Raw genomic sequence first — 17,038 nt, forward strand, 5'->3', positions numbered from 1 at the left:
TGCTCGCTTACGGCAGGCAAAAGCCTGCCTTCTCGCATTTCGTGGCAAGGATTTTCAAGAAAATCCTTGCAGAGCAGTTAGCTCATTTCATTCGCTAACTGCTCTAGAGTGTAAGCATATTACCTTTAAGAATATGTATCCTCAAAGTTGAACAGGCTCGTTCCGGCGCTTGTCCGCGCAAATACCCAGCGGTACTGTCTGCATCCGTAACTGGTGCTGCTGTCTTGGCCTGTAACTTCCTTCGTCGTAACGGGAAGCTCCTGCGCCGTAACAGCTGAAGCTACGCTTGCGCCCCACGGCAGGCATCTGCTCATGCAGTCGCCAGGGCAATTTCAAAGTGAAATTGCCTTATTACAGCCGCCTGTGCCCGGCTGGGCGCACAAACGCCGCGGCCGCGCGTCTTTCACGGCATATTTTACGGGCGGCATCCCCCGGGAAAAACAGCGCAAAAAGCAATAGCGCAAAAACCAGCGTCCTGCGAATTACAGCCTTACGGAGCGCAGCGCCGAGGCGTGGCCGCCCTTGGCGCGGCGGGAGGAACGCAGACGCAGCTCTTCCACAATCAGGCGCTCATAGTCCGGGGCAATGGTGATTTCCGTGTGCAGTTCCGCGCTGATCATACACTCAATCTGCTGGGTTTCTTCCCAGATTTCCAGCAGTTCGTCCTCAGCCAGGTTTTTGACGCGTTCGGCAAAGGGCTTTTCGTCGGGAAAGGGCATACAGGATCCCATGATCATGCTCCTGATAAGCTGAAAAAACGGCGTACGCAGGGTTGCGCCAAAAGGGTTTTTGCCATAAGCGCGCAGCCTTGGGGGCCGGGGTGCAGGCCGTCGCTCAGGTCTTGCAGATAGGTTTTGTCGGCGGCCAGAGCGCTGTATGCCTCCGCAAAGGGCAGGCCCAGGTCGGCGCAGATTTTTTTCTGGCCCGCATTCAGGGCGGCCAGACGTTGCCGCGTGTCCGCGTCGGCCACCGGCGGCGGGCTGACCACCAAGGTGGGGGCCAAGGCCTGGGCTGCCGTCAGCATAGGGCGCAGGTCCGCCAGGACTGCATCCTGGTTGCGTGGCGTGCCGCCTCCGGGCGCGGCCATATCCACTACCCCCACACAGAACACCAGGCGCGGTTCCATGCCGGGGATGCGCCGGGCCTCCATTTCTGTCCGCCAGCGGCGCGCCACGTCCGCCGTGCCTTGCCGCCGTGCGCCCAGATTATAGAAGGTGGCGCGGGGGATGCCGTACAGACCGACTTCACGCCCCAGTACGGCCAGCCGGCTGACCCAGCCGCCGGGCATCTGGTCGTCGTTCACTCCCAAAGTGAGCGAATCTCCAAAAAAGAACCAGGTCGGCGTACGGGACATGGGCTCCTCACGGACGGGTCTGCCCGTCGGCAAAGATTTGCGCGGTCTTGCACAGATGCAGCCGGGGCTGCAGGGAAGTTTCTTCCCCCAGAGGCTCCAGAATGGCCAAACACAATTTTAAAGGCGACAGATATGCACTACCCCAGTCGGCCACAAATGTCACGGCACCGTCGCCTTTCGCCACATCCCAGCGCGCCAGCAGGGGGCGCAGGTCTGTGGTGCGCGGTCCCTTTTTGGTTTCACGGCTGCGGGGGCAGGAATCCAGAGCGGCAAAGGCGGCAAAGCAGTGGGCGACCTCGCGGTTTTCCGCTGCTGTGGGCAGGCGGCAGCAAAAAGCCTCGGCCACGGCCTGTTCTGTGCGCGCCTGTTTGGTAGTGCGTTCCACAGCGGTCACTTCCATGCCCAGCGGCAGGTGCGGGGCCAGCTGGGCGGCCACGGCTTCGGGCGGCAGGTTCTGGTGCAGGGTCAGGGCAAACCATTCCGCTGCGCTTTCCACGCCCACGGGCAGGGCGCGGCCAAAGGACACCAGCGGCATGGGGTGGAAGCCCTGGGAAAAGGCCAGGGGCAGGCGCGCCCGGCGGAGTGCCCGGTCCAGCACGGCCTGCAGCTCCAGCTGACTCAGCCAGGCGCTGCCGGCGACCCTGCTGTGCCAGACGCGGTACTGAGCCGCCTTGACGGTCAGCTCCGGCGCCACGCCGGGGGGCCGGTTGCCCTGAACGCGACAGACAATGCGGCCGGTATCGTCGCGTCGGGGCTGATGGGCCGCCTGGTCGCGCTGGGCAAAGACCAGGCGGTTGCAGTGCCGGGCGGCGTCGGGCCAGGCCGGCGCGCCGAAGGGACTGTCCGCCTGGCGTGCGGGGGGCGCGTCTGCGGTTGCCGTTGCCGGTGCGGCCTGCATGCCGTCCGCGTCCGTGGGGTACGCCGTTTCCGGTGTGGGCGTGTGGGGCAGACGGGAAGAACCGGCCCTGGTGTCGCAGGCCCCGCACTGACGGCAGGCCCCGTAGCGGCAATCGTCGGTGATTTTGCCGTCCAGGGCGCGGCGGTATTCACGCAGCAGAAAGTCTTCGGAAACTCCGGCTTCCAAATGGCTCCAGGGCAGGGGCGCGCCGGGCTCGCGCGGGCCGGTATAATCCTCGGCCCTGAGGCCGCAGGCTTCCAGGGCTTCCAGCCAGGGGTTCAGGTCAAAGCCTTCGGCCCAACTGCAGAACACGGCCCCTTTGCGGTAGGCCAGCTCCACCACGTCGGCCATGCGCCTGTCCGCGCGGGAAAGGATGCCCTCCAGGTGGCTCATGGCGGGTTCGTGCCAGCGCAGTTTGAGGCACTTCAGCCCGCGGAAGGCGTCGCGAACCAGGTTTACCCGGCGGCGGATTTCGTCCTGACTGCTCTGCGCTACCCACTGGAAAGGGGTGAAGGGCTTGGGCACAAAGGGGGAGAGGGCGGCGGTTACCTGCAGGCGGGGGCCGCCGGGGCCGGCGGCGTCGCGCACCTTGCGGCAGAGGTCGGCAATGGCCGTGAGGTCCGCGTCCGTTTCCGTGGGCAGGCCGATCATGAAGTAGAGCTTCACCTGCCGCCAGCCATGTTCCAGCAGTTTTTGCACGTGCAGCAGCAGGCCTTCTTCGCTTACGCCCTTGTTGATGACGTCGCGCAGGCGCTGGCTGCCGGCCTCTGGGGCCAGAGTGCAGCCTGTGCGGCGCAGCTCGGCCATGCGTTCCATGATGGCGTCGTCGATGGAGCCCACCCGCAGCGAAGGCAGGGAAAGGCTGATCTGTTCTTCGGCGCAGCGGTCCAGCACGCTCAGGCTCAGGGTCTTCAGGGCGGAATAGTCTCCGGTGCTCAGAGAGAGGAAGGAAATTTCGTCAAAGCCTGTTTCGTCCAGGCAGCGGCGCAACAGGCTGTGAATATTTTCCAGGGAGCGCTCTCGCACAGGGCGATAGACCACGCCGGCGTGGCAGAAGCGGCATCCGCGCGTGCAGCCGCGGGCGATTTCCAGCGAGAGYCGGTTGTGCACGGCCCCCACGGGCACCACTTGGCGCACGGGATAGGCGGCCTTATTGATGTCTGCCACAATGCGCCGTGCCGGGCGGGCATAATCCGCCACAAGGGGGCGCAAAGGCGCGCCGGGCGCGGCCGACACGGGCGTGAACAGAGATGGCACGTACACGCCGGGGATGCGCCGTGCCGCGTGGAGCAGTTCCTTTCGGGTCCAGCCCCGGTCGCGGGCTTTTTCCAGCAGTTCCAGCACGTCCGGCAGGCTTTCTTCGCCGTCGCCCAGAACCATCAAATCCACAAATGGGGTCAGGGGCTCGGCGCTGAGCAGGGCCCCGCCGCCGGCCATCACCAGCGGACAGGCGTCCAGACTTTCTGGCCGGTCCGCGCTACGCAGGGGAATACCCGCCAGGTCCAGCATATAGAGCACGTTGGTATAGCACAGCTCGTGGGTGATGGAAAAACAGAGGGCATGCGTGCGGACAAGGGGGGTATCCGACTCCAGGGTGGCCAGGGGGGCGTTGTGCTCGCGCAGCACCTGCGCGGCTTCACGCTCCGGAGCCATAACCCTTTCAGCCCACCATTGGGGCCGGGCGTTGACCACGCCGTAGAGGATCTTCTGGCCCAGGTAGGACATGCCCACCTCGTAGGTATCGGGAAAAGCCAGGGCTACGCGCAGACGGACGCGGGTGGGATCTTTGCGGCAAACGTTGTCTTCAATGCCCGCGTAGCGGCTGGGGCGTGGCAGCAGGGGCAGCAGCTCGCGCATGTCGTTCCTTGGTTAGGGGTACAAAAAGGGCGGCGCAGGGCCGCCCGAAAATAGCGCAAAATGCGGTGGGAGAATTTTTTGGCGGTGCGGCGCGTCTGTCGCGCAGCGGCCAGGATTCTTTGGTGAGCCAGTATGACGCCAAAACATTTTACCGCTGAGAAAGCCAATTCTCAACGGTAAAATGTCCCCAACAGGTTTTTGGCGTAAAGGGCGCACAGGCCGGGAAAGCCCGGCGGAAATTATTTGATGAGGCCGCCGCCCGCGCCGCCGCCGGCAAAGGGCTCTGAACCGAACTGCAGCTTGCCCAGGCCCCCGGCCACGGTGAGGTTGGTGCAGGCTTCGATATATTTGTCCTGCAGTTCCTTGGGGGTGTTGGCGTAGCGGTAGAGGAAATTTTTTCCCTCAAGAACGCCGGTAAAGTCCGGCTCAAAGGGATAGCCATAGGGCAACATCATCATCTGCACGCCCTGCTGGGTGGGAATGCTCTGAATGGCCGCCACTTCAGTGAGGCTGTCTTTGGCGGCGTCGTATTTGCCGATGACCAGTTCGCCGGTCACCAGTTTCATCAAGCGGATGTCATAAGCCATGCCTTTCTCCTACAGGGTTGATGGGCCATAGGTAGGCGCTGGCGTGGCGCATGTCAAGGCATTTTCTGTTGCCAAGCGGCGCGAAATGGCTACAGTACGGGCATGAACAAGACGCAAGCAGAGGCCGTCCCCACCCCTGACCCCCGCACTTTGCTGGGGCACGTATTTGCGCGTCCGGAGCTGCTGGAGAGGGCTTTGACCCACAGTTCCTGGGCCAACGAGTACGGGGCGGGGCCGGAACACAACGAACGGCAGGAATTTCTTGGCGACGCGGTGCTGGAACTGTGCGTTTCGTGGGAGCTGTACCGACGGTTTCCCGACGCGCGGGAGGGACAGCTGACCCGGCTGCGCGCCAGGCTGGTGAGCACCACAAGCCTGGCCGAGAGGGCGCGAGCCCTAGGGCTGGACCAGTGCATCAAACTGGGTCGGGGCGAGGAAAGTCAGGGCGGGCGTGAGCGCGATGCCGTGCTGAGCGACGCGCTGGAGGCAGTGCTGGCCGCCATTTATGAAGACGGCGGCGAGGTTGCGGCCAAGGCGGCGGTGGGGCGTCTGTTTGCCCAGTGCTGGCCGGAAGCGCCGCAGGCCACGGTGGTCAAGGACTATAAAACGCGGCTGCAGGAAGCCTCGCAGCAGCGTTTCGGCCAGGCCCCACTGTACACCCGGCTGGGGAGCAAGGGGCCGGAACACGCCAAAACATTTGAAGTGGGTTTGCGTCTGCCGGACGGGCGCGAGTTTCGGGCCACGGGCAGCAGCTGCAAAAAAGCGGAACAGACCGCAGCGCGTACGGCGCTTGCGGCTTTGCAATTAAAAGACCAGGACTGAGCGCGCCGCCTATTGGGGGGCGAGAGCGGCACAGCGACGGTCTTCTGGACCGGTCCGGGGGCAGATGCCCCCGGACCTCCCGTCTTTGGTCTGCCTCTGCCGCTATGCGCTTTCGGGGGTTAACCGCCGATGAGCTGCATGGCCATCTGAGGCAGCGAATTGGCCTGAGAAAGCATGGCCACGGCCGACTGGCTCAGGATCTGGTTGCGCACAAATTCCGTCATTTCCGTGGCCACGTCCACGTCCGAAATACGCGATTCGGCGGCCTGCAGATTTTCGGCCTGGGTGTTCAGGTTGGTGATGGTGTTCTCCAGCCTGTTCTGCATGGCGCCCAGGTGTGCGCGGATATTGTCCTTGGAAACGATGGCGTTGGTAATGCCCACCAGAGCGCTTTGGGCAGCCTGCTGGGTGGACACGGTAAAGGCCATGGAAGTGTTGGGGTCTGCGCTGTTGCCCACGCCCAGGGCCGAAGCCGTGCTGTTGCCGATTTTGATGTAGTAGTAGTCCTCGGCGGAATCATTGCCCGTGCCGAAGTGGATCTTCATCTTGCCCGTGGCGGTGATGCCCGACCCGTCGTGGGTGTCGTCGGAAAGGGTGCCGTCGAGCAGGTGGATGCCGTTAAAGTCCGTAGCGTTGGCGATACGGGTAATTTCCGAAGCCATGGCCTGGTATTCGGAATCGATCATGAGGCGTTGGGTGGAATCGTAGGTGCCGGTGGCCGCCTGTTCCGCCAGTTCCTTCATGCGGGTCAGTTTTTCGTCAATGACGCTCAGAGCGCCGTCGGCGGTCTGGATCATGGAAATGGCGTCGTTGGCGTTGCGCGCGCCCTGCTGCAGGGTGGCGATGTCGGCCCGCTGCAGTTCGCGGATGGCCAGGCCGGCGGCGTCGTCCGCCGCAGAGTTGACCCGCAGGCCGGTGGAAAGCCGCTGGGTGGATTTGCTCAGTGCCGCATAGTGACTGTTCAGATTTCTGGCCGTGTTGGCGGCCATCATATTGTGGTTAATGACCAAAGACATGGGACACCTCCTGGTGGGTTATGCTGCCCACCGAAATGCAATCCATGTGCCAAAAAAAAATACTTAATAATAACACTGCATTGAATATCTATTTTGTGCACGAGGAAAAATTTTCCAGGTGTGCTGCGGGCTTTTTTGACGCCGCGGGGCTGGGGCGCTGGTGGTTTTTACAACAAAAAACGCCGGTCCCGGATGATTCCGGAACCGGCGCTCCACGGAGGGAAAAGGCGCGGCGCTATCCCCAACGCCGTGGGGGAAGGGGTAAACCCCAGCCCCCGGCCTTGTGCTCTTATTCCTGCATGCCTACCGCTTCATGCCGATGACGGTTTCCAGCATGGTGTCCACGGTGGTTATGCCCTTAGAGTTGGCCTGGAAGCCGCGCTGGGTGGCAATCATCTGCACAAACTCAGTGGTCATGTCCACGTTGGACTGCTCAATGTTGTAGGCCTTGGTGGCCCCGAAGCCGTTATCCCCGGCCACGCCCACGCGGGGCTCGCCCGAATCCTGGGTGGCGGAAAAGAGGTTGCCGCCTTCGCGGTAGAGACCCTGGGTGCACTGGAAGTCGTAGAGAGCTATCTGATAGAGCGGAATGGTCTTGCCATTGGAATAGATGCCGTAGACCACGCCGGCTTCGTCAATATCCACATTGCTCAGCGTGCCGGAGGCGTAACCGTCCTGGCTGCTGGATTGCACGGTGTAGGATGTGGTATTGGCCGCGCTGGCGTATTCCTGCCGCTCCACGGTGGCCATGGTAGGCACAGTTGAACCGTAACTGATGACGTTCTTGAACTGGGGGATGCCCGAACTTGAACCCGTGGACTTGGATATAGTGGTCAGGCTGGCCAGGCTGTTCTTTTCAGAGGATGTGACGGCCTGCAGGCGCGTGCTGTCCAGAGGGGCAGTGGGGCTTTCGGGCTTCACGGCCGTGGTGGTGATGGCGGTAAATTCGCTGCTGGTCACATCCTGGCGCGTGCCGGAACCGTCAGTGTAGTAGTACCCCGTAGAGTCGTGCAGCACGTTGAAGCCGTTTGCCGTACCGTAGACGTCGTCTGATCCGGCCTTATAATACCAGCCGTAGCTGTTCTGGTAGGCGGGCGTTTCTGCGCCTGAAACTACTGTGGTGTTGTAGCACTTTGTACCGCTGTCGTCGATGTAGTAAGCGCCGTCATACATGACCTCTGTCCCGGCACTGGTCGTTCCGTAGATTTTATTTGTGCCGTCATAGTAATAATAGCCGGTGCTGTCGGCATAGACGTCGTGGCTACCGGAATCCTGCCCATACAGCTTTTCGTCGCCCACTTCCTGGTAGTAGCCGTATTTGTCCATCCCCATGCTGACTTCTGTGGCAGGGGCAGAGGGCCAGGTGCCGATAGGGTTGCCGGAGCTGTCTGTCTTGACCGTGGTGGCCGTGGGGTTGTTCCAGGCCGGGTTGCTCAGGTTTTTGAGGCCGAAATCCAGCTCTATGATATAGTCCTGGGCCTGACTCACGGGCGTGCCGCCGGCGCTGGTGCGCATGGTTTCGCTCACGCTGTTGGCCAGGGGCTGGCCGGAAAAGTTGGCTGTGAACACGGGCACGCCGTTGCTGGAGGTCTTGGTGGGCTGCCAGGACTTTTTGTCCGAGGGGTCCACGCTCACCTGGTCGTTGGCATCGGGCGTTTCCGTGGCCCCATAGCTGTAGGCCGTTTGGTTGACCAGCTGACCGCTGGCGTCAAAAATCATGACGCCGCTCATCAGTACGCCGGCATTTTTATTGGTGCCCTTGACGGGGTCGTCGTAAAACGACGTGGGTTCTGTGCCCCAGGTGTTGGTGGCGGGGTCGTAGTCCTGGCCGCCATAGCTGCGCCGATCTTCAGAGGGCGGAACGGTTACCAGGTATTCATACATGCTGTAGCCCGCGGGCAGCCCCTCAATGCTGTACAGGGTGTTGCCGTTGGAGTCCGTCTTGCTGGTGTCCACCTGGTCGTAATAGACGGTAAGGGTATGGGTGGCGCCGCCTTCGTCATACACGTCGATGCTGGACTGGGTGGCGTAGGCCGTGTCCGCCAGGGGCGGTTCGCTGGCGCCGTTCCAGAGGTCAAACAGGGCCGTCATGGGGCTGGTTTCACTGGTGGTGCGGTCGCCCGTGCCGTCGTTGGTCAGGCCCATGGTAAAGGTGACGTTGGTGGTTTGCTGGGGCAGGATGTTCCAGCTGTCCAGCACGATGTCTGTGGGCGTGCCGGAACCCACATAGGCGGATTCGCTGCTGCTGGCCGTGCCCAGGTTGGTGGAGCCGCTGTTGAAGGTGAGCTTTTTTTCGTTGTTCACCTTCCAACCCTGCAGCAGATAGCCTTCAGGGTTCTGCAGTTCGCGGTCATTGTTGAAATAGAAGTCGCCCGCGCGGGTGTAGTATTTTTCTTTGCTGTTGGTCTTGCGCACCTGAAAAAATCCGTTGCCGTCAATGGCGAGATCCGTCACCGAGTTGGTGCTTTCAAAGGAACCGGTGGAATAGTCGCCCAGAATGGCGTAAACGCTGGCGCCCGCGCCGATCTGCGAAGTGCCGCTGGCCGTGCCGGTGCTGCGGTACAGATAGTCGTTGAAGTCCATGCGTTGGCTTTTGAAGCCGATGGTGCTCACGTTGGCGATATTGTTGCCCACCACGTTCATCTTCTGTCCGTGGGAAAGCAGGCCTGAAACGCTGGCCCACATGCTGGCTGAAAGACCCATAACTTCCTCCGTGTCTGCTTGGGGATAGGGGGATATTTGTGTTGGCCGGGGCGCGCCTGGGGCGCGGCCGCCTGGCCGGAGTTTTGCCGTTAACTGCCGCTGCTGGCCTTCGAATCTGTGCTTGTGTCGGTATCCGTGCTGGTAGTGCTGGGCAACATAACCTGACGCACGTCGGAAAGGGCCATGAGCTGGCCGCCCTCCAGGCCCAGGTACACGGTGCCGTTGTCCGTAACCACGCCCGTGACTGTGGCGTCTACCACCTGATCGGAAAGTACGGCTTCGCCCGAGCTGTTGAGCAGAGAGAGGCTCACCGTGTACACGCCGTCCGGGGCCGTGGCGCCGGAGCTGGTCTGGCCGTTCCAGTTGAATTCATATGTGGTGCCGGAGCTCAGCGTGCCCAGGGTCTGGGTATAAACGGCCTTGTTGTCGCTGTCGCGCACAGTGATGGTGCCGCTGGCCACGGCGTCTGACGGCGCATAGCGGAAGCGGGTGATGGTGGCCGTCTTGGTTTCGGCGTCCGTAACCTTGCCTATGGCATTGCCCGACACGGTGAMGTTTTTGCCGATGTAGGAAGTGGCGTTGATCATCTGCTGGTTGTTGGTGGCGGTGGTCAGCCCTTCCATGCTGTCGTTCAGGTTCATGAGCTGCTCAAGGCTGGAGAACTGGGCCATCTGGGAGATGAACTCCTTATCTTCCATGGGATTGAGCGGATCCTGATACTTGAACTGGGTGACCAGCAGGAGCATGAAGGAATCCTTGTCCAGGCTGGAGCCGCTGGTCTGACTGCTCAGGGCCTGGCTGAACTCGTTATTGGTCTGAGTAATGGATTGCGTTATGCTGGACATGGTGTTCTCCCAACCGTTCAGGCCACCACATTAAGAGTTCCGGCGGCATATCCTGCCGCTCCGCCCAAAGAATGCACAGGCTGTTCCAATGTTGCAGATGTATCATTTTTGTTGTTATTACGAAATGTTGCCAAGTTTTTCAGACGGGCAAGCTCTTCCCGGCGGGCATCTTCTTCCTGCCAGGAATTGTGCTGCTGCAGGTCTTGCCAGGCAGAAGCGTCCTGCTGGTTTGAATCCAGCCGCACTTCCACCTTGTCTACCTTGAGGCCTTGTTGCTCCAGGTTAAGGCGGATATGCTCCACCTGGCGGTTGACCATGTCGGCAGTTTCGCTTTTTTCAGGACGGATCAGGGCGGTAACCTCGCCATTGCGCACGGTGAGGCTCAAGGTAATGGCCCCCAGCTCCTGCGGGTGCAGCTGCAGGTCCAGGCGGGTGCCGCCGTTCTGCATGGATGCAAGCAAGCCGCTCTCCACCTGTCCCGCCACCTGGCGCGCCAGTTGTGGCGGCGTTGCGGCGGCATTGGCGACGGCGGCGGGCGTTTCACCGGCAAGGTTCTGCGCGGCGTAAAGGGGCGCCTGGGCGTCGGCGCGCGCCGTGCTTGTGGCGGGGGCGGTCTTGACGGCAACGGTCTGCAGCAGGTCACTCCAGGCGTCCTTTTTGCCTGTGTTATCCTCTTTGCCTGCGTTATCGTCGGTTGCAGGCTGATCCTTTTTGCCCGTATTTGTCTGTTCCCCGCCCTGCAGTGCGCTGCTCTGCACGGACCTGGTCTGCTGCTGCAGGGATGCAGCGCCAGCATCGGCGCTTTGACGCGCGGCATTCGTCTGATCCGAAGGCTGCCCGGTTTGCCGCGCTGTGGCCTGCTGTGCTGTAGACTGCCCCGCAGCCGTGTTGGCGTCGGCTGTTCCGGTTTTCGTCACCGTTTGCTCCAGCACCTGCCGGCTTTTTTGCTGTACGGTGTCGTCAATGACGGCTTTGCTCTGCTGGGCTTTTTTGTTCTGCAGGGCGTAAGCCTGTTTTTCTTTTTCCGTGCGGGCGCGGGCCTTGGCCAGCATGGGCTGCAGGGTATCCTTGAGGGCTGCGTCCAGGGTTTTTTGCGCAGTCTTGGCGGCGGTAAAATAGTCCGTGGCCGGGGCCAGCAGATTGCTCAGCTGGGCAGGCGTGGAAAGCAGTTCCGTGGCGGTGCCGAACTGGTTCTGCAGTCCCAGCAGAGCCGAAGTGGAAAGCCCCAGCCCTTTGCCCAGGGCCAGGGCCTCGGTCTGCGTTACCGTAATGCCGGTGCTTTGGTCCAGCCTGGCGACAAAGTTCTGAATAAGCGCCAGGGCTTCCGCGCCGTTGCCCTGCAGCATGAGGGCCTGGGCGTTGTCGTCCAGCACGCCGGTGGGATCGATTTTTTTCAGCAGAGAAGTAATGGCGGACTTTTCGTCGTCGCTCAACTGCGGCGTGCTGCCGCCGGTTTTGAGGCTGGCCAGCACCATGGCCAGGCTTGCGCCGTCGGGCTGATCGGCCAGGGCGTCCAGGCGTTCCAGGCCTTCATCTGAAACGCCTGCCTTGGCCAGTTGCTGGCGTAGGTTCTGGAGCTCCTGTTTGGTAAAGCAGACTTCCTCCAGCGTATAGGTGACGCCGTTGGAAGTGGTGCGGGTGTAGGGGCTCTGCACCTGCGTTGTGGCGGCGGTGCCGGTGGTGGCGACAGCGGCGGTATTCTCCTGGGCCAAGGCCGCATCAGCGGAGACGCTTTCGCCGTTTTCCGCGTTGTCCATGGCTGTGTGCATGGTCTGAAGATATTCGGCGAAGCCATCGGCGCTCCGGGCAGCGCTCTGGGCGCTCCAGAGGGCGTCGGTAGCGGCGGCGGCGTCGGTGGCGATGGGCAGAATCTGCATGGTCCTCTCCTTGCGCACCGGTACGATTCAAGGAGTGTTCCAAAAAAAATTATAATTATATTTTAATAAGATAAAAATATACTGTGGGAGTAATGGGCAAGTCTTGCCGCCGTACTTCAGCCCAGCCTGGATGCGAGGTCGGCCAGGCGTTCCAGGGCCGTGCGCCAAGCGCGGCGGCTGTAGCTGGCGTTTTGCAGATAGAGGTGCAAAAAACCGCTGCCCAGGCGGGCCAGGGGCGGCTGGGAGTTCCAGAAACCTGGGGGCAGGCTGCGGGCGTCATTTCTGAGGGCTGCGGCGCAGTGGGCGCAGACCTGCGCCAGGGCTGCCCCAAGACGCGTCTGCAGTGCGGGGAAGCGCGTGTGCAGGGCCGTCAGGCGAGTTTGCAGCAAGGGTGCCAGAGCGGGCTGGTAGATGTACAGAAAAACCGCCTGCCAGAAGTCTTCCAGTACGGGACGACAGGAAGGTGAAGGGCTGCCCACGGCGGAGAGGCTGTGCAGGCCCAGGACATCGCGGCCCGTGCGCCAGAGGCGCAGGCCAGGCCTGGACGGCAGGGCGGCAGGCAGGCCGAGGCAGGGGGTCTGCAGCAGGGCCAGCACCGTGTCCGCCACGGCCGCCGGGCTGAAAGCCCCTTTGCAGTACAGGCGGCCGCGTCCGCACTGCCAGCAGCCCACACAGCTCATGCCCGCGCGCAGCACCCACTGGCCGGGAGCGGTGGGGCCCGTTTCCCGCGCGTGCACGGGGCCCATGGAAAGGTTGAGCACGGGCACGCCCAGATAGTCTGCCAAATGCATGGGGCCCGTATCCGGTGTGACGCAGAGGTCCAGGGTGCGCATCAGGGCCGCCAGTTGGCCCAGGTCCAGCCGACCGCAGGTGTTGGCCTGGGGCAGACCGGCCTTGCGGGCCACTGTTGCCCCCAGCGCGGCCTCGGCCGGGCCGCCCAGCAGCAGAGGGGGGGCGCCGGCCGAAGCCAGCCGTCGCGCCAGCCGTGCCCAGAAATCCGCGTCGGGCCGTTTGGCCGGGGTGCTGGCGCCCAGCACCAGGCCCACACGCCGCGCCCCGGCGCGGCGCAACGGCGCGTGGGGCACGGCGCGCAGATCTGGAGTGGGGGCAAGGTCCAGCAAATGCAGGTCCGCCCAGTGGAAGGCGTTGTTGTGGTTGTTTTGGGTTAGCGCTGTCCGGTACAGCTGCCAGAAGCCGCGCACATGCAAGCCCTTGCGGCCGGCCACGGGGCCGAGCTTGCGCTCCGCCCGCAGGGTTGCCATGCACTGGGCTGCTGCGGGTGCGCTGCAGAGATTGAAGGCGGCCTTATAGCGGGCACGGGCCAGGGTCGCGCAGTGGGACGGAGGGAAAAAAACCACCTCCGGCGCTATGGCCGTGAGGGGCATAAAAAACTGCGGTTCGGCCACCACCCAGAGGGGGCGCTCCGGCCACAGTCGTTGCAGGCGCAGCAGCAGGGGAAAGGTGAGCAGCAGATCCCCCATGCGGTGGAGCTGAAAGATGAGGATGGGGTCCGCGTTCACGTCATGGGTCCGGGGGGGGGCGCTGGTGTAGCGTCCTGAACGCTTTTTACGCCGTAAACCGCGCGCATCTGGTGGAGCAGGGTTTGCAGACGATGCCGCCAGGTGTGGCAGGCCAGCACCCGCCGCCGTCCGGCCGTGACCAGAGCGCGACGCTGGTCCGGATGGGAGAGGAAGTGGCGGGTCAGATCCGCTATTTCTTCCGGCTCATGGTAGACGGCCATTTCGTCCGGTTCAAACAGGCGTTCCATCTGCGGACGCCAGTCGGTAAGCACAAAACCGCCGGCGGCGGGGATGTCAAAAATACGCTGGTTCACGGCCCCTTTCATCTGCTTGCTGGTGCAGTTAAAGTTGAGGTCTGAACAGCCGTAAAAGGCGGGCAGCTCCGTATAGTAGCTCAGGGCGGGCAGATAACGGGGCTGCGCGGATTCGTGGCGGAATTCCGTCTTCCAGCCCGCGTCGCCCACAAGGAGCGGGTGAAAGGGCAGCAGGCGGCGCACGCAGCCATTGCGGTAGAGGCGGGTGGCCTGCCAGGTGACGGCCGTCTCATAGGCCAGCCTGGCTTCATTGTCCGGCAGGGCCAGGTAGCGGGCGTGTACATCGGGAAAGTCCCGCTCCAGCAGAGCGGGCACCGAACGCAGTTCGCTTTCCATAAAGGCCCGCGCCACGGTTTTGAAGGGCAGCAGCAAGGCGCGGGGAAAGCGGCCGTTTTTGAGCCTTCCGCCCACCTTGTAGAGCATGGAATTGCCCACAAAGGAGATTGCCGCGCGCCAGGCCGCCGGGGCGTCACGTTCTTTGCCGGGGCAAAAGCGTTCCGGGTCCGTGCCCAGGGGCAGATAGAAGACATGTTCGAAGCCCGCGGCGTGCAGGCTGGGGATATTGTCGCTGTCCCAGGTGAACAGGGCTGTCCAGGGGCTCACGCAGCGCGTGTAGAGGTGGATAATCAGGTGTGGATTGTCCACAAACCAGGAGGCCAGGGGCAGTTGCAGCCGGGCCAGCAGGTCCATGAGCACGCCCTCCACGTCCACGCCCATGTGGTTGAGCGTCAGGCAGCAGTCGGGGCGGAATTCCAGTACGGCGCGCAGCAGGCGGCGCACAAAATCTGCCTGGGCCACATCGCCGTCGCCTACGGTGAGAAGCCGGTATTCCAGGTTCAGCTGGCGGCAGGCGGCTTCGATTTCGCCCATAAGAAAGTAGCGGCTGGTGAGCAGTAAAAGGCGGGGGCGGGCGCTGGTAAAGCGCGGTTCCACGGCGCGGCTCCAGAAGTCAAAGCGGGCGCTGGCCTCGAGCTTTTGGCGCAAAAAGCCGTAGTAGGCCGCGTCCAGACGCTGATAAAACGGCAGGGCCACAGGCAACAGACGGTGGCCGCCGTGTTCCGCCTGCCAGCGGGTCAGGGCGGCCAGGGCAGATTCCGCCTCCGGATCGGCAACCAGAACAATGCGGGCGCGCTCTTGCGGGCTGAGGGCGGCCAGCGCGCCGCTGCAGTCTTGCAGAGCCCGTTCTTTTTCCACTACCGCCAGCGGGCCCGTGGTGCGGGCCAGCAGCAGGCGCAGGGCGTGCCCCAAGCCGCAGCCCAGAAGCACGGGCAGCGTTGCGGACAGGGCCGGGGCCGGGCCGACGGCCATCGGGTCGAAGCGTGCGGCGGCCGTGTCGGGGCTCTGTGGGGCCGCAGGCGGCGAAAGTCTGTTCAGGGCGGCGCGCACGGCTGCAGTTTCGCGCTCCGGGCCGCCCGCCCCCAGCATACGCAGCGTACGGCCGTCGGGCAGAAGAGCTTCCACATCAAAGGACATGCCCCTTACCGTTCCGGGCAAGGGGCGGAAGCGGGGCGCTGCGCCTGGGGTCATGGGCGCTTGCTCCGGAGGGCAACGGGCAGGGGCTCCACCACAATATCGTCCTTGTCCAGGCGAAAGAGCACATTCTGTTGCAGGCGTTCCACTTCCATAAAGGTACGCCCAATGGAAATTTCCACCCCCGGATAGATCGTGCCCGGCACCAGCAGCCGGCAGCCCTGCATGGCCTGCTCGTCCTGAGTCAGTCGGCTCCAGAGTTGTTCACGCTTTTTGAGCAGATCGTCATACTGCCGGCGCTGGACCTGGAGTTTGCGCGTGATTTCGTTGGTTTCCGGCGGCAGATGTCCGGCCACAGCATTGAGGTGCAGCACGGCCTGGGAAAGGTCTTTGAGGATTTTGTCCAGCTTTTCCAGCTGGCGGATGCTCACGGGGTCGTAGCCCAGAAAAACCTGGGTGGGGATGGCAGCCTTGTTGCCCAGCTGCCGGCCCACATACACGCTGCCGTAGGCGTTGATGACGCCGCCGTAGGCCAGTTCGCGCACCACCAGGTTGCTGCCCGCGTACACGGTGCAGTAGAGGCAGGTTTTGTCCACCACCATGCTGTCACGGGCGCGGGCGTCCACGCGTTCCATAAATGGGGTCAGCAGTTTGCCGCCGGCGTCCACCTTGCTGTGCCTTCCCGCGCCGCCGCGCACGCCCCCTTCAATAAGCAGGTTGCGCCGGGCGCGGACCACGCCGCCCTCCACCATGCCCATGATGCGCACGTTGTTGCCCTGGACGGAAAAGCCCGCGCGTACGGAGCCGTGCACGGCCATGTCGCCTACAAAAAAGATGTTGCCGGTCTGAAAGCTCACGTCTTGGCGCACGTTGAGCAGTTTTTTGACCGTGATCTTTCCGTGGAGATAAAAAACATAGCCATTGGCGGCGGCCAGCAGGTATTCGGGGTGTTCGGGGTCTACTCTGGTGTTGGCCCCGGCGGGAAAAACCGGAGATTCCAGAATAAAACGCAGATCCGTTTTTGTGCCGACGGCCTCCAACGGCACCAGGCGGGCCAGTACCTGCCCATTGATGACGTTCTGCACGTAGCCCAGGCTGTAGACGTCGGACGAACCGCCAGCCTCTCCCGGCTTGAGGTTGAGGTGGTCGAAATCGGGATTGAAGTAGTGTTGCAAATAGTATTGCACCGTGCACCTTCCGCTGGAGCACCGTCACAGGGCGCTCTGCCGGGACAGCCGTGGCCGGCTATTCCGCTGTGTCGGGGATGTAGCCTTTGAGTTCCTCTTCGCTGTAGAAGGTGGGGAAAAATCCCTCAATTTCGGATTTGCGTAAAAGATCGGTCACATGGGGCGCAGGCGTCAGCAACACCAGGCGTCTGCCCTGACTGCGGCCCTTGGTGCTGGCGCTCACCAGGACGCCCAGACCGGAGGCGTCCAGTTTGTTCACCTCGCTCAGGTCCAGCACCACCTGCCGAATGCCCGGGGCCAGGATATAGGCGTCCAGTTGCCGGCTTAGGTCAGGCACATCGGGCAGAACCATGTCGCCTGCAAGGCGCAGTACGGTGACCTTGTTGTGGGATTCCGCCTGAAGGGAAAACATGGGGGGGCCTCCGTCAAGGTACATCCACAGAGTAACGCGTTGGCCGGGTAGGGGACGGCACGGCCGCGTACTTCCGAATAACCCGCCTGCCGTGAACAAAACCGTTGCAAACAAGATCGCAAGGCTGGACGCCGGCCTCGCAGCCGACCCGGGATCGCCCCCAAAGACGGACCACC

General features: G+C 62.8%; 13 protein-coding genes. 1 reads left to right on the forward strand and 12 read right to left on the reverse strand.

Features of this window, described 5'->3' with window-relative positions; all coding sequences use genetic code 11:
* Positions 1-482 precede the first annotated feature (482 nt).
* The 4 genes from EB812_RS06455 to EB812_RS06470 all read right to left on the reverse strand — a co-directional run bounded on the left by EB812_RS06455 (position 483) and on the right by EB812_RS06470 (position 4,696).
* Complete coding sequence (locus tag EB812_RS06455) at positions 483-731, reverse strand: hypothetical protein (protein ID WP_118229129.1); 249 nt, start codon at positions 729-731, stop codon at positions 483-485.
* Between the two features lie 2 nt (positions 732-733).
* Positions 734-1,354, reverse strand: a complete 621-nt coding sequence (locus EB812_RS06460; RefSeq protein ID WP_118229128.1) for a GDSL-type esterase/lipase family protein — start codon at positions 1,352-1,354, stop codon at positions 734-736.
* A gap of 7 nt (positions 1,355-1,361) precedes the next feature.
* Positions 1,362-4,109: a TIGR03960 family B12-binding radical SAM protein gene (locus EB812_RS06465; protein WP_130957953.1), complete on the reverse strand. Its 2,748-nt coding sequence runs from the start codon at positions 4,107-4,109 to the stop codon at positions 1,362-1,364.
* Positions 4,110-4,348: 239 nt separating this feature from the next.
* The gene (locus EB812_RS06470) at positions 4,349-4,696 is read right to left on the reverse strand and encodes a hypothetical protein (protein ID WP_118229126.1); all 348 of its coding nucleotides are present in this window, start codon (positions 4,694-4,696) and stop codon (positions 4,349-4,351) included.
* A gap of 102 nt (positions 4,697-4,798) precedes the next feature.
* Here EB812_RS06470 and rnc point away from each other — a divergent pair, with 102 nt between their 5' ends.
* Entirely contained in the window at positions 4,799-5,518 is a 720-nt protein-coding gene (gene rnc / locus EB812_RS06475; protein WP_118229125.1) for a ribonuclease III, read from the forward strand.
* A 119-nt stretch (positions 5,519-5,637) separates the two neighbouring features.
* Here the strand turns inward: rnc and EB812_RS06480 are convergent, their stop codons facing one another.
* The 8 genes from EB812_RS06480 to EB812_RS06515 all read right to left on the reverse strand — a co-directional run bounded on the left by EB812_RS06480 (position 5,638) and on the right by EB812_RS06515 (position 16,862).
* Positions 5,638-6,534: a flagellin N-terminal helical domain-containing protein gene (locus tag EB812_RS06480; RefSeq protein WP_118229124.1), complete on the reverse strand. Its 897-nt coding sequence runs from the start codon at positions 6,532-6,534 to the stop codon at positions 5,638-5,640.
* 303 nt (positions 6,535-6,837) lie between these two features.
* A complete protein-coding gene (locus EB812_RS06485) occupies positions 6,838-9,237 on the reverse strand; it encodes a flagellar hook-basal body complex protein (RefSeq protein ID WP_118229123.1) in 2,400 nt (799 codons plus the stop codon).
* An 89-nt stretch (positions 9,238-9,326) separates the two neighbouring features.
* The gene (locus EB812_RS06490) at positions 9,327-10,082 is read right to left on the reverse strand and encodes a flagellar hook assembly protein FlgD (RefSeq protein ID WP_130957954.1); all 756 of its coding nucleotides are present in this window, start codon (positions 10,080-10,082) and stop codon (positions 9,327-9,329) included.
* Positions 10,083-10,099: 17 nt separating this feature from the next.
* The gene (locus EB812_RS06495) at positions 10,100-11,959 is read right to left on the reverse strand and encodes a flagellar hook-length control protein FliK (RefSeq protein WP_118229121.1); all 1,860 of its coding nucleotides are present in this window, start codon (positions 11,957-11,959) and stop codon (positions 10,100-10,102) included.
* A 116-nt stretch (positions 11,960-12,075) separates the two neighbouring features.
* A complete protein-coding gene (locus EB812_RS06500; RefSeq protein WP_118229120.1) occupies positions 12,076-13,479 on the reverse strand; it encodes a glycosyltransferase family 9 protein in 1,404 nt (467 codons plus the stop codon).
* Complete coding sequence (locus EB812_RS06505) at positions 13,476-15,266, reverse strand: CgeB family protein (protein WP_242621222.1); 1,791 nt, start codon at positions 15,264-15,266, stop codon at positions 13,476-13,478. The genes EB812_RS06500 and EB812_RS06505 overlap by 4 nt, the downstream gene beginning before the upstream one ends.
* Positions 15,267-15,316: 50 nt before the next feature.
* A complete protein-coding gene (locus EB812_RS06510; protein WP_118229119.1) occupies positions 15,317-16,450 on the reverse strand; it encodes a FapA family protein in 1,134 nt (377 codons plus the stop codon).
* 58 nt (positions 16,451-16,508) lie between these two features.
* A complete protein-coding gene (locus EB812_RS06515) occupies positions 16,509-16,862 on the reverse strand; it encodes an STAS domain-containing protein (RefSeq protein WP_118229118.1) in 354 nt (117 codons plus the stop codon).
* Positions 16,863-17,038 lie beyond the last annotated feature (176 nt).

The sequence above is a fragment of the Desulfovibrio legallii genome, assembly GCF_004309735.1.
Taxonomy (GTDB): Bacteria; Desulfobacterota; Desulfovibrionia; order Desulfovibrionales; family Desulfovibrionaceae; genus Desulfovibrio; species Desulfovibrio legallii.